This window comes from Micromonospora sp. NPDC048871 (assembly GCF_043198155.1).
Lineage (GTDB): Bacteria > Actinomycetota > Actinomycetes > Mycobacteriales > Micromonosporaceae > Micromonospora.
The window spans coordinates 43,956-63,335 of record NZ_JBICUM010000004.1 but is presented as its reverse complement, the minus strand read 5'-3'; the positions used below and the strand labels follow the sequence as shown (position 1 = coordinate 63,335).

The 19,380-nt window shown below is 69.1% G+C and carries 22 protein-coding genes and 2 pseudogenes; 12 read left to right on the top strand and 12 right to left on the bottom strand.

What is annotated here, in order from left to right:
* Positions 1-74: 74 nt before the first annotated feature.
* Positions 75-446 carry a hypothetical protein gene (locus tag ACGFIK_RS11750; RefSeq protein WP_327025973.1) on the bottom strand — a complete coding sequence of 124 codons (372 nt, stop codon included), beginning with the start codon at positions 444-446 and terminating at the stop codon, positions 75-77.
* Between the two features lie 103 nt (positions 447-549).
* On the opposite strand from ACGFIK_RS11750, the gene ACGFIK_RS11745 reads away from it, so the two are divergent.
* A complete protein-coding gene (locus tag ACGFIK_RS11745) occupies positions 550-1,287 on the top strand; it encodes a Tn3 family transposase (RefSeq protein WP_327025972.1) in 738 nt (245 codons plus the stop codon).
* Between the two features lie 30 nt (positions 1,288-1,317).
* Positions 1,318-1,653: a hypothetical protein gene (locus ACGFIK_RS11740; protein WP_327025970.1), complete on the top strand. Its 336-nt coding sequence runs from the start codon at positions 1,318-1,320 to the stop codon at positions 1,651-1,653.
* Between the two features lie 947 nt (positions 1,654-2,600).
* Here the strand turns inward: ACGFIK_RS11740 and ACGFIK_RS11735 are convergent.
* The 4 genes and pseudogenes from ACGFIK_RS11735 to ACGFIK_RS11720 form a co-directional block, all read right to left on the bottom strand.
* Entirely contained in the window at positions 2,601-2,816 is a 216-nt protein-coding gene (locus ACGFIK_RS11735) for a hypothetical protein (RefSeq protein ID WP_327025967.1), read from the bottom strand.
* A gap of 129 nt (positions 2,817-2,945) precedes the next feature.
* Entirely contained in the window at positions 2,946-3,371 is a 426-nt protein-coding gene (locus ACGFIK_RS11730; RefSeq protein WP_327025966.1) for a hypothetical protein, read from the bottom strand.
* Positions 3,368-3,619, bottom strand: a complete 252-nt coding sequence (locus tag ACGFIK_RS11725) for a helix-turn-helix domain-containing protein (protein ID WP_327027118.1) — start codon at positions 3,617-3,619, stop codon at positions 3,368-3,370. The genes ACGFIK_RS11730 and ACGFIK_RS11725 overlap by 4 nt, the downstream gene beginning before the upstream one ends.
* An 81-nt stretch (positions 3,620-3,700) precedes the next feature.
* Positions 3,701-4,086, bottom strand: a pseudogene (locus tag ACGFIK_RS11720) (recombinase family protein); the annotation flags it as partial.
* Between the two features lie 102 nt (positions 4,087-4,188).
* Here ACGFIK_RS11720 and ACGFIK_RS11715 point away from each other — a divergent pair.
* Positions 4,189-4,413, top strand: coding sequence for a hypothetical protein (locus ACGFIK_RS11715; RefSeq protein ID WP_327025965.1), 225 nt, complete (start codon positions 4,189-4,191; stop codon positions 4,411-4,413).
* A gap of 544 nt (positions 4,414-4,957) precedes the next feature.
* Here the strand turns inward: ACGFIK_RS11715 and ACGFIK_RS11710 are convergent.
* Together ACGFIK_RS11710 and ACGFIK_RS11705 are read right to left on the bottom strand one after the other, a co-directional pair.
* Positions 4,958-5,425 (bottom strand): HNH endonuclease, encoded by a 468-nt coding sequence (locus ACGFIK_RS11710; protein WP_327025963.1) that lies wholly within the window; start codon positions 5,423-5,425, stop codon positions 4,958-4,960.
* Between the two features lie 137 nt (positions 5,426-5,562).
* On the bottom strand, positions 5,563-5,781 hold the full coding sequence (locus tag ACGFIK_RS11705) for a hypothetical protein (protein ID WP_327025962.1): 219 nt from the start codon (positions 5,779-5,781) through the stop codon (positions 5,563-5,565).
* On the opposite strand from ACGFIK_RS11705, the pseudogene ACGFIK_RS11700 reads away from it, so the two are divergent.
* The 3 genes and pseudogenes from ACGFIK_RS11700 to ACGFIK_RS11690 form a co-directional block, all read left to right on the top strand.
* Positions 5,773-5,961 (top strand): annotated as a pseudogene (locus ACGFIK_RS11700) (PadR family transcriptional regulator); the annotation flags it as partial. The gene ACGFIK_RS11705 and the pseudogene ACGFIK_RS11700 sit on opposite strands and share 9 nt — an antisense overlap.
* On the top strand, positions 5,958-6,701 hold the full coding sequence (locus ACGFIK_RS11695) for a hypothetical protein (RefSeq protein WP_393339059.1): 744 nt from the start codon (positions 5,958-5,960) through the stop codon (positions 6,699-6,701). The pseudogene ACGFIK_RS11700 and the gene ACGFIK_RS11695, both read left to right, overlap by 4 nt.
* Positions 6,702-6,905: 204 nt before the next feature.
* Entirely contained in the window at positions 6,906-7,835 is a 930-nt protein-coding gene (locus ACGFIK_RS11690) for a site-specific integrase (protein WP_327025960.1), read from the top strand.
* Positions 7,836-7,931: 96 nt separating this feature from the next.
* Here ACGFIK_RS11690 and ACGFIK_RS11685 read toward each other — a convergent pair whose 3' ends face one another.
* Both ACGFIK_RS11685 and ACGFIK_RS11680 read right to left on the bottom strand, forming a co-directional pair.
* Positions 7,932-8,402: a hypothetical protein gene (locus ACGFIK_RS11685; RefSeq protein ID WP_393339057.1), complete on the bottom strand. Its 471-nt coding sequence runs from the start codon at positions 8,400-8,402 to the stop codon at positions 7,932-7,934.
* Positions 8,403-9,298: 896 nt separating this feature from the next.
* Positions 9,299-12,340 (bottom strand): Tn3 family transposase, encoded by a 3,042-nt coding sequence (locus ACGFIK_RS11680; RefSeq protein WP_393339055.1) that lies wholly within the window; start codon positions 12,338-12,340, stop codon positions 9,299-9,301.
* A gap of 114 nt (positions 12,341-12,454) precedes the next feature.
* Here ACGFIK_RS11680 and ACGFIK_RS11675 point away from each other — a divergent pair, with 114 nt between their 5' ends.
* Positions 12,455-12,799: a hypothetical protein gene (locus tag ACGFIK_RS11675; protein ID WP_327027117.1), complete on the top strand. Its 345-nt coding sequence runs from the start codon at positions 12,455-12,457 to the stop codon at positions 12,797-12,799.
* Positions 12,800-12,959: 160 nt separating this feature from the next.
* Positions 12,960-13,460 carry a DUF6817 domain-containing protein gene (locus ACGFIK_RS11670; protein ID WP_327025958.1) on the top strand — a complete coding sequence of 167 codons (501 nt, stop codon included), beginning with the start codon at positions 12,960-12,962 and terminating at the stop codon, positions 13,458-13,460.
* 190 nt (positions 13,461-13,650) lie between these two features.
* On the opposite strand, the gene ACGFIK_RS11665 is transcribed toward ACGFIK_RS11670, so the two are convergent.
* The gene (locus ACGFIK_RS11665) at positions 13,651-14,424 is read right to left on the bottom strand and encodes an FkbM family methyltransferase (protein ID WP_327025957.1); all 774 of its coding nucleotides are present in this window, start codon (positions 14,422-14,424) and stop codon (positions 13,651-13,653) included.
* Positions 14,425-14,479: 55 nt separating this feature from the next.
* Positions 14,480-16,021, bottom strand: a complete 1,542-nt coding sequence (locus tag ACGFIK_RS11660; protein WP_327025956.1) for a glycosyltransferase family 39 protein — start codon at positions 16,019-16,021, stop codon at positions 14,480-14,482.
* Between the two features lie 86 nt (positions 16,022-16,107).
* On the opposite strand from ACGFIK_RS11660, the gene ACGFIK_RS11655 reads away from it, so the two are divergent.
* Positions 16,108-16,578 carry a MarR family transcriptional regulator gene (locus ACGFIK_RS11655; RefSeq protein WP_327025955.1) on the top strand — a complete coding sequence of 157 codons (471 nt, stop codon included), beginning with the start codon at positions 16,108-16,110 and terminating at the stop codon, positions 16,576-16,578.
* A gap of 6 nt (positions 16,579-16,584) precedes the next feature.
* Here ACGFIK_RS11655 and ACGFIK_RS11650 read toward each other — a convergent pair whose 3' ends face one another.
* Positions 16,585-16,944: an alpha/beta hydrolase gene (locus ACGFIK_RS11650; RefSeq protein ID WP_327025954.1), complete on the bottom strand. Its 360-nt coding sequence runs from the start codon at positions 16,942-16,944 to the stop codon at positions 16,585-16,587.
* Between the two features lie 329 nt (positions 16,945-17,273).
* Here ACGFIK_RS11650 and ACGFIK_RS11645 point away from each other — a divergent pair, with 329 nt between their 5' ends.
* The 3 genes from ACGFIK_RS11645 to ACGFIK_RS11635 all read left to right on the top strand — a co-directional run bounded on the left by ACGFIK_RS11645 (position 17,274) and on the right by ACGFIK_RS11635 (position 19,363).
* Entirely contained in the window at positions 17,274-17,690 is a 417-nt protein-coding gene (locus tag ACGFIK_RS11645) for a DUF6069 family protein (RefSeq protein WP_327025953.1), read from the top strand.
* Between the two features lie 108 nt (positions 17,691-17,798).
* Positions 17,799-18,224, top strand: a complete 426-nt coding sequence (locus tag ACGFIK_RS11640) for an Hsp20/alpha crystallin family protein (RefSeq protein ID WP_327025952.1) — start codon at positions 17,799-17,801, stop codon at positions 18,222-18,224.
* A 140-nt stretch (positions 18,225-18,364) separates the two neighbouring features.
* Positions 18,365-19,363: a tyrosine-type recombinase/integrase gene (locus ACGFIK_RS11635; protein WP_327025951.1), complete on the top strand. Its 999-nt coding sequence runs from the start codon at positions 18,365-18,367 to the stop codon at positions 19,361-19,363.
* The last annotated feature ends 17 nt before the right edge of the window (positions 19,364-19,380 follow it).

Genomic DNA, 19,380 nt, shown 5'->3' with positions numbered 1-19,380 from the left:
TCTGGATGTCGGGGGCGGGGACGTGGAACGGCCCGAGAGCGAAGTGCTGCTCTCGGGCCGTTCCGGTGTGTTTGTCAGCCGATGGTGTCGCGCTCGTGGAGGTCGAGGGGTTCGAGGTCGTCTTCCTCGTCGTCTTGGTCGTCAGGCTCGGCGGGGGTGTAGAGGTCGGGGTAGCGCAGGGCGTCGGGGCCTTCGTCCCAGTCGAGCCGGTCGGGCCATTCGCGGTGCTCGGCGATGGTGATGGCGCGGGTGGCGGCGCGTTCGTCGACGGAGACGCGTTCCATGGTCCCGTCGTAGATGAGGAAGTGGCCGCGGTAGTCGCGGGCGAGGTTGAGGTCGTCGTGTTCGTCGCCGAGGACGACGTTGACGACCTTGCCGGTGTAACCGTCGTCGCCGAGTTCGACGCAGACCATGATCGGGGCTTCGTACCGTACCCACCTGCGCATGAGGGTCCTTTGTGTCGTCCTCGACGGGTGTCGACGGTCAGGGTATCGACGTGGCGTGTACCCGTGTGTCGGGGTGTTGGTCGTGGTCTGTCAGGGTGTTGCGGTGCGCCGGGAGTCGCAGATCACCGCCAACTACACCGACACCCACGGCGCCTCCGTGGTCGGGTTCGCGTTCACCCACCTGCTCGGCTACCGGCTGCTGCCCCGGCTGAAGAACATCGGTTCGGCGAGGCTCTACCGACCCCACGACGGGGCTACCTACGCCGGCCTGGAGCCGGTGCTCACCCGAGCGATCAACTGGGATCTGATCACCCAGCAGTACGACCAGATGATCAAGTACGCGCGGGCGTTGCAGCTGGGCACCGCCGAGGCCGAGCAGATCCTGCGCCGCTTCAACGGCCGCGGCCCGAAGCACCCCACCCTCGCGGCGATCGAGGAACTCGGCCGCGCTGTCCGCACAGCGTTCATCGCCGACTATTTCGCCGACCCCGCGCTGCGCCGCGAGATCCACGAGGGCTTGCAGGTCGTCGAGCAGTGGAACTCGGCGAACGTCGCCATCCACTACGGCCGCGAAGCCGAACTACCCGGCGCCGACCGCGAGGCCCAGGAGATCTCCATGCTCGCCCTGCACCTACTGCAATCCGCGCTGGTGCTGGTCAACACCCGCCTGGTCGACCGGGTTCTGACCGAACCCGAGTGGGCCGGCCGACTCACCCAACACGACCTACGCGGACTCACCCCGCTGTTCTGGTCAAACGTGGCACTGCACGGCACGTTCCAACTCGACCTCGACACCCGCCTCGACTACGACACCGCACCGTCGACCGCACAAGGCCAATGATCACTTAGCACTTTGTGTCGGTGGCTCTCGGTGACGATTCATTATGTCTACATTGATGTGCGAGGTGAAGGACTGGCAGAGTCTGATGGCGCCGTGGTTGGGTGTCGGATCACCCCGAGCGAGCCGATCCGCGAGTACGTCGAGGCGGCCCTGGCGGCCGCGTCCGGCAGCGAGACCGTCACCGTCCGGCTGGCCGACCTGCACCGGGCCATCGACAACGCCGTCCAGCGCGACGCCGCCCGACCGTTTCTGGAGTTTCCCGAGCCCTCCACGGGGGTGCGCCTGGAGGGCTCTGGCGTTACGGGTGATCGGTTATTCGGCGGCGGGCCCGCGCACGTAGGTTCCCTTGCCCTGGTGCCCCATTGATGAGGCCCTCTCCGCGCATCGTGAGCATCGCTGAGCGGACGACGGTGTCGCTGACCTTGTACTGCCGTTGACCTTGTACTGCCGTTGCAGTGCGGCGGCGGACGGCAACTGGTCGCCCGGCTTCAGGTCGCCGGAGGCGTCCGGGTTGACCTGGGTCTTCTCGTACCAACACCCGAAGCAGTCTGGAAGCAAGCCGCCCGGGGCACGTCACCAGCCAGCTTGCTTCCAGGGAAGCGCAGTCCGGAGGATCGGACCGAACGTCAATCTGACGGGATGATCTGCCGGGTGAGTTCGCTCAGGCAGGCTGTGGCGTCGCCAGCGGTTGCCAGGCGGTAGTGGTATAGGCTCGATTGCCTGGCAGGCTGCTTGATCACCTTCATTTCGGCGTGACCATCCCCTCTGACACTAAGATGGACAGCTACCTGACCGGTTTCGCAAGTGATCGAGGCCACTCGTCCGTCTCGCTCGGATCCGACGGTAAGGCTCCAGCGCACACCGACGTTCTCCCACTCATCTGCCTGCTAGTGAACGGCTGAGGTGAAATGTCTGAGGTTGATTTGCGCCATGACGGCAATCGTATCCAACGGTTGAGCGGCCAACGACTGAGCGAGGAAGTGCAGGCCTGGGCCCACACTTCCTCGCTCAGTTCTGCTGTTCGATCGGCGCTGTTCTCAGCAGGTGAACCTCACGTAGTTCAGCGACTGAACATCTTGCGAATAGGCGCCACCCGCAGCCCAGCCTGTCGTCACGAGGCGATACTCGTGGTTTCCGTCACCATCGCAATAGACGACTATTTAGAAGAACTTCGATGGCAGATGTTGGCTCGGGTCAGTGGGCTGGGCCGCAGCTGCTGCCGGCCGGTGCCGTGACGACCGGGATGACGTTCGAGGGCAGTGCGGACCTCGCCGCCGACGCGGACCTGATCGCCGGTGGGATGCTGGCCGCCCTCAAGGCTCGCCGTTGTGGCCGCCCTCGCCCTCGACGAACATCTCGCACTCGCCCTGGTGGCCGGCGGCGAGTTCGCACGCGGCGACCTTTACACCGGGGTAGCTGCGCTCGTCGGGGTGGTCGGTGTCCAGGTAGACGCCGTACTTGCCGTTGAGGTCTTTGATCGAGATCCGGACGTACGACTCGCACTTGGCGTGAAAGTCCACGTTGGTCAAATCGGCTCCTCGCGATCGACTGCCCGCACGGAGATGCGGCTGCGCGATACGCCAGCGCAATAGCGCCGACGGTCTATTCCCGCCAGGAGGCAGATTTTTGTGACGTGCGAAGAACGGGACCGGGCGGGGTCAGCGGCGACCCGGCCCGGGCTGGACCGTCACGCACCACGGGCAAATGACCAGGGCCGCAGCGGCCGGAACGCTGAACGACTCCTCACACGGCTTGCGCCGGCGCTTGAAGCCGAAGCGTCGGAACCGGCGGCCGGTGCAGACGACCGTGGTGTCGGTGGGTACCTCGTCGTCGACGACCCGGGGTTGGGCGTGGTCGCACGCCTCGCAGACGGTTTCCGGTGGCGAGCCGGTGAACACTCCGTCCCGGATGCTCATGATCTTCTGCACCCGGTTGTGCGGGGTGACCTGGCCGCAGCCGTCGCAGGCGATGTAGAGCACCGGCAGCGGTTGCGGACCGGCGCGCATCTCGCGCCAGAAGGCGACGGCCAGCTCTCGCGCGAGCCGCCAGCCGGTCGGCTCGACCTCACCCGGTTCGGTGGTCACGACGCGGCCGGCGTGCCGCTGAGCAGGGCGTCGTACTGGTGGATCGTCGGCGGCCCAGGGCGGACGTCGGCGGGCAGGGCGGCGATCTGCGCCGCCAGGCGTTCCCGGGCGAGCTGCGGTGGCACGAGTTCGGGCAGGGCCTTGTAGAGGGTGCTGCGGGAGATACCGAGCAGTTTGGCGATCGACGACATCGACCGGTCCGGCTCGGCGAGGAGCTGGAGCGCGTAGGCGACCTTCTCCGGGGTCATCGCCGGTGGGCGGCCGAGGCGTTGTCCTCGGGCGCGGGCGGCGGCCAGGCCCTCGTTGGTGTTGGCCACGATGATGGTGCGGATGAACTCGGCCAGGGCGGCGAAGACGTGGAAGACGAACATCCCCCCGGCGGTGGTGGTGGTGTCCAGCTTCTCGTGCAGGGACTGGAACCCGACCCCGCGACGCTTGAGCCTGCCGAGGAGCGGCCGAGCCGGTCCAGGGACACTACGGTGAGCGCGTCGCCGGGGCGTAGGTACTCGAACGCGTCGTGCAGGCCGGGCCGGTCGGCGTTCTTTCCGCTGGCCCTGTCGAAGAAGCACTTGCCGCAGCCGGCCGCGGTGAGCGCGGCCTGCTGGCGGGCGAGGTTCTGCTCCCGGGTGGAGACCCGGCCGTAGCCGACGAGCACGCCGGCGAGCGGGGTGGGCGCGAGCAAGTCGCCGTCGGCGGGCGGGGGGATGATGCTCATGCTCCAGTGGCCTGCCGGGCCAGTTCGTCCGCCACGGTCTGGCACCACTGCTCGGTGAGCGGCCCGTCGCCCCACCGCGCGACGATGTCGACCCGGGAGGCGATGACGGTCATGCCGGCCTCGGTGGCGAAGTCGGCTGGGACCGCCTGCCTCTGCCCGATCCGCTGGCGGCACCTCTACACCCTGATCGAAGACACCCGCTACGAGGTGACACCGAGTCCCGTCGACACCGCGACCAGCCTGCTGTTTCGAGCCTGGTGCACCGGCTGCAGCGCCGAGTACACCCACCCGTTCCGCATCAGCGCCGCGCGTGACCAGGCAGCCTGAACGGGCCGCCTGTCAAGATCAAAGATTTGGCGGGCTGGGACAGCTACCCAAGCGCCGGGCCTAGAAGGCGACGACGTCGTCGATCGACGCGCAGGGCAGCAGGGGAATGGTCACCTCGTTGGTCATGCCTACTTCGTAGCCGTGATGAAGGGACACGCGCACATGGATATAGCCGATCGTCAGCGACGGACGACCGACTTCCCGGCCCATGCGGCCCGGACGCACCCTTCACCAGCCGCGTCACTCCGGCTGATCCACGAGCATCACCGTCGACGCCCGGGCGCTGACGCCGCGTCCCCCACGTGACCGAGATCCAGGAACGACCGAGCGACTGCCGGTCACTCCACCCGTCTGAATTACTGGATTACTTTGCTCATCAATCCAGTAATTCACCGCCACAAAGTGGGTATATCGGGCACGCATCATAATGACTGTTATTGTGCGTAATCAGTTGCGATGGTGTATGCGTGCTGCTGTCCCAAGGCGTCGTCTTCGTCGGGTCACGGCTGTGGCCTGACGAGACCGCGGCAACTCGCCTGGGCAATCAGGACGGCTGGCGTCCGTACGTGGCGCGGGCGTCGGCGACCGTTGCGGCTTGGCGCTCGCGCCACCGCTGCTGGGCCTGTCGGTTGCAGGCTCGACAGGCCCGCCGCAGTCTGCCCGTCACGGGATCGGTTTCCCGGTCGTGGCCGTTGCGGCACTGCGGACGTTGGGTACGTTCCCGGCAGTTGTCCGCGTGGCTGAGCTGACGCAGATGGCTGGGCTCGATGCAGTCCGGGGTACCGCAGTCGTGGTGGACCTCAAAGGTAGGGTCGTAGCCACCGACGAAGACCACGTATGCGGCGATGTGCGCCCAGGCCCGACCGGCCAGTTTCTGATACACGCCGCGCTGAGGGCCATAGCCACGCACGACGAGGCATCCGTTGTCGGCACGCGTGGAGCGGCTCAGCAGGTAGGCCCGCAGGGTCTCCTCAGTGAAATGTCGCGACAGTCCGTTGATCTGGGACAGCATCGGCTCATGCTATGGCCCGACACCGACAGGGTGCCGTCGTAGCAGCCGCCGAACCAGCCCGACCCGGCCTCCAGCCAGCTCGGCTGGTCACGGGCGGCATTTCGTCGTCCCCGCCCAGGTCGACCGCCGCCGGGCAGCTACGGTTGGTCGCCGGGGACGCAGTAGACGTCGCCGGAGTTGGTCTCGTGCGGCAGGGTGAGCAGGTGGGTGGCCATCTCGGTGGCGTCGACCCAGCCACCGAGGGTCAGGGTCTTGGTGTCACCGAGGGCCAGGTCGAAGCCGCCGAAGCCAAGGGCGGTCAGCCGGTTTAGGCAGCGCAGCGCCACCGGCCGGCCGATCGTGATGAACTCGAACATCTGGAGGTCGTCGACGGGCGGCTTCGTCGCTACTACCGGCTCACGGACGCGGGTGCCGGCAGGCTTGCCGAGCAGGCCCGCCGCCTGCGCAAGCACGCGGAGGCGGCGGAAAACCGACTACAGGCGCGACCGAACGTGGCGTTCGGATTCACGGCCGCCCCGTTCGGGGCTCGCCCATGACCGCCTCGGGGGAGGTCATGGGGGAACCGTCGGCGCACGTTCGGCTGGAACGCTGGTACCGGCGGCTGCTGTGGGCATATCCGATCGGGTACCGCCGCGCCCACGGCGAGGAGTTCCTCACCATGTTGATGGACTCCGCCGAGCCGGACCGTCGGATGCCCGCCCGCGCCGACGTGGTGGATTTGCTGCGCGGGGCCGTGCGGCAGTGGTTCCGGCTGCCGATCGGCCGTATGGCGGTGGTGGCGGCCGTGCTATCGGCCGTGATCCTCGGAGCCGTAGGAGCAGGCGTGGGCTCGTGGCTGGCCTGGCAGGCGGTCGCGCTGCCGTCCGACGCATCGGCCATCCAGACTGCCGAAGCGGTTCGGGGTGTCCCATTGCGGGCACCTGAACTCAGTCGTGATGACTGGATGGGAAATCCCCAAAGCAATGGTGTCATCGTCGCCGACGAGCAGTCATCAGATTGGACGCTCGAAGCAGCAAAGGCCCGCCTGCAGGCCGAGGGCTGGACCCCCGGCGGCAGGGAGATGTATTCCGGAGCCCCGGTCGACCGAGATGGCAGGCATCTGGAGGCAGCCTCTGAAGAGTTCTACGCGACCAAGGATGGTGCCGTCGTCACCGTATCCGCCGTCACTATTCTGACGCCCGATGCGGCGGGTACGAGTCTGGCGACTCACCTTGGGGTCACCGGGCCGCGCTGGGAACCGGCCCTTGAGGACCAACGCTCGGAGAAGTCCCGTTAGGCAAGATCAATTAGCGGGCACTCGAGTTGGGGTCTGGCGGAGGGACGCCCCCTTATTGACGGCCGGCCTTGGTGGTGCTATCGCAGAAAGCTACTGGTTTTCTGCGATAGAGTGCCGGATCGGGAGCGGTGACCTGGATCCGAAGGCAACCGATGCGGTGCCGACTGGCCGTGCTTTTCTGCGATAGGGCGGGAGGTGGTTCGGGTGGGTACGGTGCGTCGGCTGCGCCCGGTGGCGGGGCCGTCGGTGGTCGAGGCGATCGACGGCTTCCTGGCGACCCTCGATCATCCGGAGACCACCGGTACCCGTCGGGTCTACGCCTCGACGCTGCGGCAGGTGCGCGAGCACCTGGGCCCGGCCACCCCCCTCGCAACGCTCGACACCCCGGCCGCCGCAACGGAACTGGTTGCCTGGTTCACGGGCCGGTGGGGTGAGCGGGCGCCGGCCACGTTCAACCGCAACCTGGACACCCTGCGCTCGGCGATCGGCTACTGGCGGGAACAGGACTGGCTGGCCGGCGATCCGAGCCGGGCGTTGCGCCGGCGCGGCCGGGCGCCGGACCGGACCCGGGCGCTGGGCCGGGAGGAGATCAGCGCGCTGCTGGGCCGGGAGGACCTGCCGCTGCGGGAGCGGACGCTGTGGCGGCTGCTGTACGAGAGCGCTGCCCGCGCCGGCGAGGTCCTTGCGCTCGACGTGGAGGACCTCGACCTGCGCAACCGGTGTGCGAAGGTGCGCCGCAAGGGCAACGCGGTCGACGTGATCGTGTGGCAGACCGGCACCGCCCGGCTGCTGCCTCGCCTGCTCCAAGGGCGGGCCGGCGGTCCGGTGTTCCTCACCGACCGCCGCGCCCGGGTGCCCCTGGCCCCGGCCGACGTCTACGAGCCGACCGGGCAGGCCCGCCTGTCCTATCGCCGCGCAGCCGAACGCTTCACCGAGATCACCGGCGGGGCCACCCTGCACCAGCTGCGGCACTCCGCGCTGACCCACGCCGCGGAGGACGGGGCGAACACCTCCACCCTGCTGTCGTTCTCCGGGCACACCTCGGTGGCGTCCCTGGCCCGCTACGCCCGGGTGTCACCGGAGGCGCTGCGCCGCTGGCAGCAGCACCGCGACCCGACCACCCGCCGCCGGTAGGCGTCAGCACGACCAGGCCGGCGGCCGGCCAAGCAGCGATTCCCACGCCACCTGCTCGTCGGGCTTGGCCATCAGCGCCTCGACACGTCGTCGGCCTCAGGGCTTTGCGAGCCAGCGAAGCACGTCGTCGGTGAGGATCACGTCGTATGGAAGACCGCGCAGGTCTTCCGCAGAGACCTTCAGGCCGCGAGCCCGAGCCAGGTCGGCCAACTCCGCCCACGGGTGTGCCTCGGGGTTCTCGTCGTCGTCAGGAAGAACGGCGTTCAACGTCGCGCGGACGATGCTGTCCCGGGCCACGTGGTCCGGAACAGCATCGTCGCGTGTGCTACCGGACGTCCGGCCGATCGTGAAGCCACGAGCATTATGCAAGATCACGCGGCGGCCGTCATCGAGCGCGGCGAACTCGCTGACCGAGAAGCTCTGGGCGTCCGGATCGTCAAGGCGTTCCGGTCGGATGTCGCAGATCGCACCCAGCCCTACGACTCGTCCTGGGTTGACCGGGCGAAGATCGGCGTGATCGTCAGCGGCGTCCGGGTACGCATGCCAACCGCTCTCCACGTCGCTCACTTCCTCGGAGGTCCCGCGTTGTCGCCTCGGTGCTCATCGCGGGTAGACCGTTCAACCCCGATCAGCTACTGCGACGCACTCCGACGCTGGTGCGGCTGGAGCCCGCCCTATTGAAACAAGCCTTGCCGTCCACGGGGTCCGAATTGGCGCAGAGGCGGTCAGGGACTGCACGCGAGGTTCTGAACGGTCCCCGTAGTGGTGCCGGACGGGTCGATAATCCCGGGTAGGTCCACGTCCACGACACCGCGCCAGCCGACCGTCGAGGAGTTCGAGCACGCCTTTCTCCCAGTGGCGCGGCTACCGGAGCCACCCCCGGGGGCGTATCTGCCGCTGCCCGACCCGACCGTCACCCAGTAGCACGAGAAGGAGTCACAGAAGTAGCCCTGCAAATTCACCGACACGTCTGATTTATCGGGGCAACTGCCGGAGACCTTGATCCACCAGCCGTGAACAGAGGTTTCCCCACCGGACAGGTGAGGGTCATCAACGGCCTGCCGGTACGTGCAGCCGCCGGCTGTGATGTTCGACGACTCCGTCTGAGGGCTGACCCCACCCGGGTAGGGCGCGAAGTGACCCGCCCGCGAGGGCGATGACGGCTGCGACGCCACCGATGCTGCTGGTGATGCCACCGCGGCGGTGGGCATCGCGCCGAGGAACACCGCAGCAGCGCAGCACGCCGCGACGGATGCGCGGCGCAGAGTTCGGAGTCTGTGGGCTCTGGTCACAACAACCACCTCCACGAATGTCGATGTAACTCGTGGTGCACCTCATGGGTGCAGCCTGTCAACAGGCGGGAGGGGTCTGCGCGTTGCCGAGGGCCTGGCTCGGTCGCCGGCATTCGCTGCGGACGCGGCCCGGACCTAGCGTGACTTCTGTTCTGATGCTCCCCAGCGGCTTTACCGCTGGTCGGGGTTGCGCAGCGGGCGCCGCCCGCCGGCGAGGTCGGGTAGCACGAACGAGTAGTGGCCGTGGACGTTGAGGTGCGCGTGCTGGTAGACCGACAGGCGGGCGGCGTCGGCGTCGCGCACCGGGTAGCCCTGGGTTCGCAGGGTGTCCAGGGCGTGATCGAGGTAGAGGGTGTTCCACAGGGTCACGCAGTTGAGGACCAGGCCGAGGGCGCCGAGTTGGTCTTCCATGCCGTCGTGGTACGCCCGGTACACCTCACCCTTACGGCCGTGGAACACCTTGCGGCCCAGGCCGTGGCGCTGCTCCTGCAGGTTGCGCATCCGCTTCATCTCCCGCCGGTACGCCGGGTCCTCGACCAGGGTCAACACGTGCAGGGTCTTGAAGATCCTGCCGTAGTGGGCGATCGCCTCACCGAGGGCGTTGAGCCGGCCGTCGCGTTGCAGCACCCGGATCGCGTCGTGAGCGGATATCTCCCGGGTGTGGATGGAAGCGACCACCCGCAAGATGTCCGGCCAGTGCCGGGCGATCTTGCCCAGATCGCTGCGGCCCCGAGCGGTGCGGTCCAGGTAGCCGTAGTCCGCGGCGGCGTCGATGCGCCACAACTTGGTGTCGGGCAGGTCGGCCAGCACCGGCCGGTAGTCGAAGCCGAGCAGGGTGACGATGCCGAAGACCAGGTCCGAGTACGAGCCGGCGTCGGTGATCAGGACCTCCGGTCGGGGCCCGCCGTGCGGGTCGTAGACCAGGTCGACGAAGTGCAGGGTGTCGCGGGGGGTGCCCGACAGCACCCGCCCGGTCAGGCCGATGGCCTGATCCGAGATCATGTTGAGCCAGGTCACGCCGCGTTTGCGGGCAAAGTACTTCGGGTTCGGCCGGGCATCGACGCTGCGCACCGGGACCACGAAACGCATCCCGTCGACCGCGGCGACGACACCGCCGCCGAACAGCTGCGCCAGGCCGAGCTCGGCCTGGGCGTCGATGAACACGGCGTTGGCGCCGCGGTAGCAGTCCGGGCGCAGGTAGTACTGGTCGACGTGGGCCAGCCGGTCGCGGGTGAGCGCGTCCGCGCCGGCGGTCACCGGGCCGAAGCCGACGTTGAGCGCATGCGCGGCCAACAGCGCCGCGACCGAGACGTGCAGGTCGCCCAGCCGCGACGTGCTACCGGAGATCGAGGTGAACGCCGCCGGGAACCCTGGGTACAGCGCCATCAGTTCCAGGATCATCTCGGGCAGGTCGACCTCGGGCAGCATCGCCGAGGTCCGCGCCCGCAGGTCGACCAGGCTTTGCGGCTCGTCCAGGGCGTCGTCCTTCGCCAGGTGCAACCGGCCGTCGGCGTCGACGGTAACCGGCCCGTCCGGCACGATCCCACCGGCGGCGGCCCGCCACGCGGCGTCGACGGTGCCGGTCAGCTCGTCGAGCAGCTCATCGGGACGTTCGGGAAGCTGGAGCGCCGACAGCGCCGGCCCCCGGGTCTGCTGCCAGCGGGCGCCGGTCAGCAGCTTGGCTCGCGGATCGGCCCACCGGTCGGAGACGACCGCGTATATGTCGCGGTGCTTGAGCGCGGTGTGAAACAGCTCCAGCACGCAGAACACGTACGCGTTGCGGTCCACGGTGCCGGCCGGGCGGTCCTTGGCGAAGACCAGCTGCTGCCACCAGCCCTTGGGCACCAGGTCGACGTTGACCTTCCGCGCGTCCAGATACCCCTTCGGCACCCGCTCGCTCGGGCGCGCCTCCAGCAGGTGCGCCAGATCGCGCATCGCGGCCAGCACCGGGGCGGCGTCCACCGTCGCCCCGAACTCGATCACCTCGCACAGCAGCCGCACGAACGGGCGCACCGTGGCGAAGCGTTCCACCACCTGCGCCCGCCACTGCCCGTGCACATCCGCCGCCGGCGGCGGAATCATCTCCTGCACCCCCGCCACCGCGGCGGCCAGCCGGGCACGCGACCCGACCGCGGTGTCGATCGCCTCCCACACCAGATCCAGAGGCACCGCCTCGCCCCAACCATCGGCCTCGAACAACACCTGCACCGCGCTCGCCAGCACCGCGACGTGCCGGGACTGCCCCGGCAAGCGGCGCAGCTTCTGCTTGTCCGCGTACTTACCCGCCCGGCCGATCAACTCGTTGGTCATGAACACGTCGAACAGCTCAAGGGCGTCGTCGGTGGCCTGCACCTCCAGCCACCGCACCGTGGCCAGCAACGTCGCCAACCTGCGCTCGTACGGGTGCCCGGCCAACTTCGGCGCCTTGGCCGCCATCCCATAGCGGGCCAAGCCGATCACCCGACGTGCCGGCACCGCCGGCACGTCGACCGTCCGCATCCCCAACCCGGCGATCTCCATTACCCGGTGCAGCGCCGCGCTCATCCCCTTACCCGTCGTGCTGCGCTCGGCGTGACGCCACAGGTCAAGCTGCGAGCGGCGCCGGCCCTCCGGCACCCGCAGAATCCGTTCCAGCTCCACCGCCTGCTGCGCGCTGACCGCCTGCGCCAACATCGTGTACAGCCGCTGTTGGGCCGCGTTGCGCACACTGGCGACGACCTCCGCCAGGGTGCTGACCCCCGGCAGCAAGACCCGCTGCAGGCGCAGCCACGCCACCGCGGCGTAGAACAACGCCTTCGGCCCGTCACCGGTGATCCACGCCTGATCATCCAGCCACCGCAGGAACTCGCCCTCGGCCGCAGCGAAGTCCCGATATCCGTACACCTGGGCGATCTCTGCCTGGTGCTCATACCGGGTGTTCCGCCGCTCCAAGTACCGCTTTACAGACGACGGATCGTCGATCTGTAGCTGCACCGCCAAGTAATCCACCACCGGCGTCGGCACGTCCAACGGGTCCGCCAAAAACCGGCCGACGTGACGAACCGTCACCAATTGCAGGGCGAACCCCAACCGTGAGTGCGTCCCACGATGCTCCGCGACCAGGTCACGATCCGCGTCATCAAGGAAGAAGAACCGCTCCAGCGTCTCCCGGCCCGGCGGCGTCTCGGCGTACCGGCCAAACCCGTCCATCTCCGCTTGCGACAAGAAGCTCACCGATGACGACACAAGCGATCACCGTACGCGGCACCCTTTCACGTCACTAGACCTGATCTTGCCTAACGGGACTTTTCCGAGCGTTGGTCCTCAAGGGCCGAACCGGTGGCGATCATGCTGGGCGGACTCGTCGGCGCCGTCATCGGCTGGCTCCTCACCGGCTGGGCAGGGTATCGCCTGCGACGCCGAACATTGCCTCGCCGGCTGACCGTCGTCGCTCTCGGCCTCACCGCGCTGTGGCTCGCCGCCGAACCCACCACCGGCCTGTACGAAACGCTGGTCGACTTGGCCTTCCCCGGACCTGAATCCCAACCGGCTGACCCGGCCTACTTCTGGCTGTTTCTCGATCACAGCGCCCAACAATTGCACGGAGCACTGGCCATGGGACTTGCGATCCTGGTCGTAGCCGCCATGAGCCGCCGCCAGCCCGAAGCGCGGCCCACCGCAACGGTGACCTGACAGGCATCCCGGCTCAGTCGGCCGAACCCGCTGGCTGAGCCGGGACCGCGCCCTTCGCTCCCACAACTCTGGTGCCGCGACATCGGGTTCACCTCACTGCACGAGAACCTCGACACCACCACCCCCGGCGGCTGGCTCGTCTTCCACGTTTCGATTCTCGTTGGGTTCGTTGACCCGACCATCTGCGACGCGATCCACTGAAGCTGCGGCGGCGCGGCTGCGCCGGGTGCATGACCGTCTCGCTGAGCTCGAGTGTGGCGTTGACGCGCAACTGGCCGGTCTCGCGCATGCCGTCTACGGCACGGACGGCTTCGATGTGACGCTGCTCGACCGGAACGATCGAGCCACGCTGCGAAACCTCATCGGTGACGACGCTGAGGCATTGGTCTATCTGTACGGGGCCTGCGACCGTAGGCGGACCTGGCGAGAGCTGGCGACGACCGGTGAGATCGTCGACCGCTTCACCGATCAGACGTGGCACCTGAGCCCCGGCCAGATGCGACCCTTCGTGGATCTCAGCATCGTCAACGAACTGGACGTCATCGAGCAAGATCCTTCTACCGTGGACAAGTACGGCGAGTACTTTCGCTCACTGTTCGCCGCCTGGGCTCCGATCGCTTCCCCGCAGGTCAGCAGTGAGGTGCAGCGACTCCTCGGCTAAGGCAACCAAAGCTGGTCGATTCCGGGCCTGTATTGGGCGGCCTGCATCGGTGCGCACGTCGGCTTCGAGTCGTGGTTGGAGCGCGACGAGGCGATGGCGCTGGACTTCGACGCGTCCGTGGTGGGCTTCGCCGCGCAGCCGTTTTGGTCGTGGTGGCCGGACACGAGGCGAGCGAGGTCGCATGCGAGCCTCAGCCGGGGATGCAGTAGACGTCGCCGGAGTTGGTCTCGTGCGGCAGGGTCAGCAGGTGGGTGGCCATCTCGGCGGCGGTCACCCAGCCACCGAGGGTCAGGGTCTTGGTGTCGCCGAGGGCCAGGTCGAAGCCGCCGAAGCCGAGGGCGGTCAGCCGGTCCAGGCAGCGCAGGGCCACCGACCGGCCGATCGTGGTGAACTCGAACGACAACGCCGGCAGCGGTCGACTCAGGCCACCGAGTACGGCGTCCTCGAAACCCTCCACGTCGATCTTCGTGAAGGCGGGGGTGCCGTGCTCGGCGATCAACGCGTCGATGGTGGTGACCGGTACCTCGATCTCGCCGTCCCACACCTGGTCCTCCCAACCTCCGGCGCCGGCCGCGGCGGCGACGAAGTCACCGGAGGCGGTGGAGACGGTCGGGTTGGCGGAGTTGACCAGGAAACCGATGCGGCCCGGTCGCGCCCCGCAGGCCGCCGCCACCAGGGTCACCTGGTCGTCGTCGGCGTAGATGGCCCGCAACGCCCGCAGGCACAGGGGTTGCGGTTCCACCGCGACCACCCGGGCTCCCAGGCGGCGGAAGCTGCCGATGTGGTCGCCCACGTGCGAGCCGATGTCGAACACCAGGTCGCCGGGGCGGACGAAGCGGGCGTAGAAGGCGTCCATCGCCGCGTCGCGCTCCGGGTCGCCGTAGTAGACCTCAAGGGAACGGCGTAGCGAGGCGGTGGCCGGATCGGCCTTGAGTGCCTCGACCGCGGCGGAGTGCAGGCTCATCGCCGCACCTTAGCCCGACCCCACCACCGGCCACGGCGTTTCGTCGACGCCCCGGTCACCCGCTGTGACGTACCTCGGTCGTCCAGATGTCGGCCCAGGGCCGACGCAGGCCCCGGCACAACCAGATCGGTCCACCGTTCTCGTCGTTGTCCACCCGCACCCGCTGGTCCACCCGACCGGCCAGGGTCACCTCGGTGAACCAGGTACGCAGTTGCTGCGGTTGCCGCCAGCCGACCGCGATCACCACCTCGGCCTCCTGCGGGGGCCGCCCGAAGTCGGCCATGCTGTTGTGCCCGGAGTAGGCGGCCGGTAGGCCCCGGGCCGGGCCGTACCGGGCCACCGCCCCGGCTTCGCCGTAGTTGCCGGTGAGGATCACCGTCCGGGCCTGTTCCTCGGCGGGCAACCCTCGGTGGACGGCGGCGATGGAGTCGACGAAGGCCGGCCAGCCGATGGTCTCGCCGGTGTCGTAGTTGACGGCGACCACGAAGCCGGGCAGCCGGTCCACCGGCAGGGTCGGCAGCAGCAGCACCGTGTTGCTGACGGCGGTGAGCACCACGAGGGCCGCCAGCAGCGTCCGCCGCATCCGGGTGCCCGCCCAGGCGGCGGCAACGACCGCCCCGGCGGCGGTCAGCACCAGCAGCAGCGGGGCCGGGTAGTAGCCCTTGCCTCCGGCGAGCAGCACGACGGCGACGACGACCAGCCACCCCCAGCCCAGTGCCCGGTAGGGGCGCCAGGCCGGGTGGCGCAGCAGCACGATCAGGCCGGTCAGCCAGATCGGCACGACGAACGGACTGATGATCAGGAACTGGAGGACGGCCGCGTCGACCCGGCCGCTGTAGGAGCTGTCCCCGCCGGAGATGGTGGCGGCCACCCCTAGTTGGGGGAACCCGTGTGCCGCCTGCCAGGCCAGGGTCGGTGCGGCGAGCAGCGCGAAGAGTCCGGCGGCCAGCAGGGTGTCGCGGTGCCACAGCAGTCGGCGTGGCCCGGCGATCGCCAGCCCGGCGAGCAGGCCGAGGGCCAGCAGGGCCGGCAGCAGCTTGTTGAACATGCCCAGGCCGAGGATCGCCCCGACGGCCAAGGCCCACCGGCTGTCCCCGGTGCGCAGCAGCCGTACCGTGCACAGCGCGGCGGCCAGCCACACCACCAGGTCGATCGTGGTGGTGCTGAGCAGGTGTCCGCTGGCCAGGGTGATGCCGGAGGCGCCGCCGAGCAGCGCGGCCAGGGTCTGGCCACCGCGACCGGCGCCGAACTGCCGGGCGATCGCGGCGACCATCAGCACCGCCGCACCGGCCAGCACCGCGGAGGGGGTACGCAGGGCCAGCAGGCTGCCCGGGGCGATCGTGTCGGCCAGCCGGGCCAGGGCGGGCACCAGCGGCCCCTGGTCGACGTACCCCCAGTCGAGGTGGCGTCCGGCGAGCAGGAAGTACAGCTCGTCGCGGTGGTAGCCGTAGCGGGGGGCCATGATCAGCAGGAGGAGGGTGACCATGGCGGCGACCACCCACGGTCCGGCGGTCCGGGGGCCGGGGGCGGATGGCTGCGGCCCACGGCGCTGACCGGTACCGGCCGTCGGTGCCGTGGCACTCGTCACGGTCTCCATTGTCGGGCAGATCGGCTCCTGATCGGTAGTAGCGGTCGGTGATCGGGCAACGATCCCGGTTCGGAATATCTTGTTAACCTCAGGGCATGACCTTCCCGTCGCCGGGTCGCCCGTCGGATCTGATGTTCCTGCTCAGCTGGGCCAGTCACGCACTGCGCGCCGAGCACGCCTCCGGCCTGGCTGAGCTGGGTATCTCTCCCCGGGATCACTGCGTGTTGGCGCGGGCCCGCGTCGGTGGTCTCACCCAACGGCAGTTGGGTGAGCTGTGCGGGGTGGACAAGACCACCATGGTGGTCACGCTGGATCACCTTGAGGCCGCCGGGCTGGCCCGGCGGATCCCGTCGCCGACCGACCGACGGGCCCGGCTGGTGGAGGTGACCGCGCAGGGGGAGCGGGTGCTCGACCAGGCCCAGGAGATCGCCGCCGGACTGGAACAGGACGTGCTGGCCGCCCTGCCGGACACCGAGCGTGAGGTGTTTCTCCGCGCGGTCCAACGGCTGGTCGACGGGCGACTGTCCCGGGTCGGCACCTGCGGACCGGCCGGCTCGGTCTGCTAGCCGGTCTCAGGCCGTAGCCGGTTCCAGCGTCCGGGTCAGGAAGTCCCGGAGGTGCTCGACCGCGGTGTCCAGGTGGCTTTCCAGCAGGAAGTGACCGCCGCCGGGGATCAGCCGGATCTCGGCCTGCGGCAGGTCCCGGGTGAAGGCCCGGGCACCGGCCGGGCCGAAGATCAGGTCTTCGGCGCCCCACAGGGCCAGCAGCGGGACCTGGCTGTCCCGGAAGCACTCGTGCACCCTCGGATACAGCGGGGGGTTGGTGGCGTAGTCACGGAAGAGGGCCAGCTGGGCGAGGTCGTTGCCGGGGCGGTTGACGTCGCGGTGGTCGAAGGTCCAGGTGTCCGGGTCGACGAGTTCGGGCCGGTCCACCCCGTGCAGGTACTGCCAGCGGATCGCCGCCAGGCTGAGAGCCTCCCGGAGCGCCGGCTCCGTGCCGGTCCCGGATTGTCGGCGTACGCCCAGACGGGCTCCCAGAAATCGGTGACGAAGCCCTCCTCGTACGCGTTGCCGTTCTGGCTGATCACGGCGGTGATGGCGGGTGGAAGGGCAGCCGCGGGATCTCTGGGCCGAGGACGCCGCGCTGCGGCGGTGGGCGCGCGGGCACGCCGCGACGAAGAATTTGATCTCGCTAAAGATCGTCTCGTACGGGATCATCTGATAACGTCGCTGTAGCGGTAACCAACCCCGAGGAGTGGCCTATGAGCAGCACCACCGCGTCATCCGTCAGCATCAGCGCCGCCCTGCGCCGCCGATCCCTCGGCATCCTGGCCGCGGTCGCGGCCAGTGTCGCGATCTGGCTGGCCGGGGCCCTCGGCGGCACCGACTACACGGTGCACGGCCCCGGTCGGGCGGAGATGGTCGTCAACCTCGTCCCGGTGGTCGCGGTCGCCCTCGGCGCAGCCCTGCTGGGTTGGGCGGCCCTGGCCCTGCTGGAGCGGTTCGCCGGGCAGCGGGCCACCACCATCTGGTTCAGCCTGGTGGTGGCGGCGACCCTGTTGTCCTTCGCGCCCCTGCTCCTGGTCGAGGCCACCCCCGGCGCGAAGATCGCCCTGGGTGCGATGCACCTGGCGGTGCCGGTGGTTCTGGTGGCCCAACTACCGGAGAACGATCATTGACCGCTCGACTTGACGACGACGGAGAAGCGCGCTAAATACGTAGGTGAAGTTGAGCCAGACAGACTCAACTCTCGAAACCTTCGGCCAGAGGAACCGAGGAGGCACGACATGCTGATGCGCACCGACCCGTTCCGGGAGATCGACCGGATCGCCGAGCAGTTCTTCGGCACGACCAGCCGTCCGGCCGTCATGCACATGGACGCCTACCGCGACGGCGACCACTTCTACGCCGCCTTCGACCTGCCCGGGGTCGACCCGGAGAGCATCGACTGCACCGTGCAGCGCAACGTGCTGACCGTCCGCGCTGAGCGTCGCCGCCCGCACGGCGACAAGGTCGAACTCGTCGCCGCCGAACGCCCGATGGGGGTGTTCCACCGGCAACTCTTCCTCGGCGACACTCTCGACACCGACAAGCTCGAAGCCGGCTACGAGAACGGCGTGTTGACGCTGCGCATCCCGGTGGCCGAGCGGGCCAAGCCCCGCAAGGTGGCCATCAGCGCGACCGGCAACGGCCGCAAGCAGATCAACGCCTGAGGTCCACCGGCGACGGCGGGGCGGGTGCCGCCCCGCCGTCGTTGGTCGACACCACCCCGGGCAAGGGCATTCCAGGACTGCTGATCATGTTCCGGCGCGCCTGATCGGGAACGGCCCTGTTGGCTGAGAACCTTTTTCACATGGCCGTGTCCAATCCTCCGGTACTGTTCCGCCCGCCGGATCACCCCGCCCTGCCGGGCGGTCCGATCGCCGTCACCGAAGCGTGGCTGCGCAACCGGCGGCTCAGTGAGCACACCCGCGACGCCTACCGGCGCGATGTCGCCAACTGGCTAGCCTGGTGCACCGAACGCCACCTGGACCCGCTGCGGGCCAACTTCCTGCACGTCAACGAGTACGCGCGAACACTGGAGTCGACAGTGGTCGCGCGCACCGGACGCCCCCTGACCCCGGCGACCGTGGCCCGCCGACTGTCCGCCCTGTCCAGTTGGTACGACTTCCTGGTCAAGCTGCGGGCCGTGGACAACAATCCGGTCGCCGACGCCGACCGGCCCCGGGTCGACCGCGACCACTCCGCCACCATCGGGCTCACCCCGGACGAGGTCGACGCCCTGCTCACCGCCGCCGACACCGACACCGGACCGACCGCCACCCGCAACCGGGCCGCCATCGCCCTGCTGGCCGACCTGGGCCTGCGGGTAGGGGAACTGGTCGCCCTGGACATCACCGACCTCGGCGCGGAACGCGGACACCGCAGTGTCCGCTTCGTCGGCAAGGGCGGCAAAGCCCGCCGCCGGGCGTTGACCCCCTCCACCGCCCACGCCGTCGACACCTACCTGGCCGAACGGGCCGCCGCCGGCGGCGTACCGGTCAGCCAGCTCGCCGGCCCGCTGCTGGTCACCGCCAGCGGCGCCCGGCTGGACCGGCACTCGGTGTTCCGGCTGGTCCGCCGACTGGCCCGGCTGGCCCAGATACCGGCCTGGGCACACCTGTCACCGCACTCGCTGCGCCACGCCTTCGCCACCACCGCCCGCGCCGAGGGGGTACCCCTGGAGGACGTGCAGGACGCCATGGGCCACGCCGACCCCCGCACCACCCGCCGCTACGACCGGGACCGGCACAACCTGGACCGGGACCCGGCGTACGTCATCTGGGCCGCCCGCGCCCGCCGCCGCACCTGACCGGCAGCGCCCACACC

Coding starts and splice junctions, on each gene's coding strand:
- ACGFIK_RS11705 (WP_327025962.1), bottom strand. CDS start 5,781: ATGTTCGAGTTCATCACGATCGGCCGGCCGGTGGCGCTGCGCTGCCTA.
- ACGFIK_RS11655 (WP_327025955.1), top strand. CDS start 16,108: ATGACCTTCCCGTCGCCGGGTCGCCCGTCGGATCTGATGTTCCTGCTC.
- ACGFIK_RS11675 (WP_327027117.1), top strand. CDS start 12,455: ATGCTGGGCGGACTCGTCGGCGCCGTCATCGGCTGGCTCCTCACCGGC.
- ACGFIK_RS11665 (WP_327025957.1), bottom strand. CDS start 14,424: ATGAGCCTGCACTCCGCCGCGGTCGAGGCACTCAAGGCCGATCCGGCC.
- ACGFIK_RS11695 (WP_393339059.1), top strand. CDS start 5,958: ATGACCGCCTCGGGGGAGGTCATGGGGGAACCGTCGGCGCACGTTCGG.
- ACGFIK_RS11635 (WP_327025951.1), top strand. CDS start 18,365: ATGGCCGTGTCCAATCCTCCGGTACTGTTCCGCCCGCCGGATCACCCC.
- ACGFIK_RS11645 (WP_327025953.1), top strand. CDS start 17,274: ATGAGCAGCACCACCGCGTCATCCGTCAGCATCAGCGCCGCCCTGCGC.
- ACGFIK_RS11715 (WP_327025965.1), top strand. CDS start 4,189: ATGACGGTCATGCCGGCCTCGGTGGCGAAGTCGGCTGGGACCGCCTGC.
- ACGFIK_RS11750 (WP_327025973.1), bottom strand. CDS start 446: ATGCGCAGGTGGGTACGGTACGAAGCCCCGATCATGGTCTGCGTCGAA.
- ACGFIK_RS11710 (WP_327025963.1), bottom strand. CDS start 5,425: ATGCTGTCCCAGATCAACGGACTGTCGCGACATTTCACTGAGGAGACC.
- ACGFIK_RS11660 (WP_327025956.1), bottom strand. CDS start 16,021: ATGGAGACCGTGACGAGTGCCACGGCACCGACGGCCGGTACCGGTCAG.
- ACGFIK_RS11640 (WP_327025952.1), top strand. CDS start 17,799: ATGCTGATGCGCACCGACCCGTTCCGGGAGATCGACCGGATCGCCGAG.
- ACGFIK_RS11725 (WP_327027118.1), bottom strand. CDS start 3,619: ATGACCCCGGAGAAGGTCGCCTACGCGCTCCAGCTCCTCGCCGAGCCG.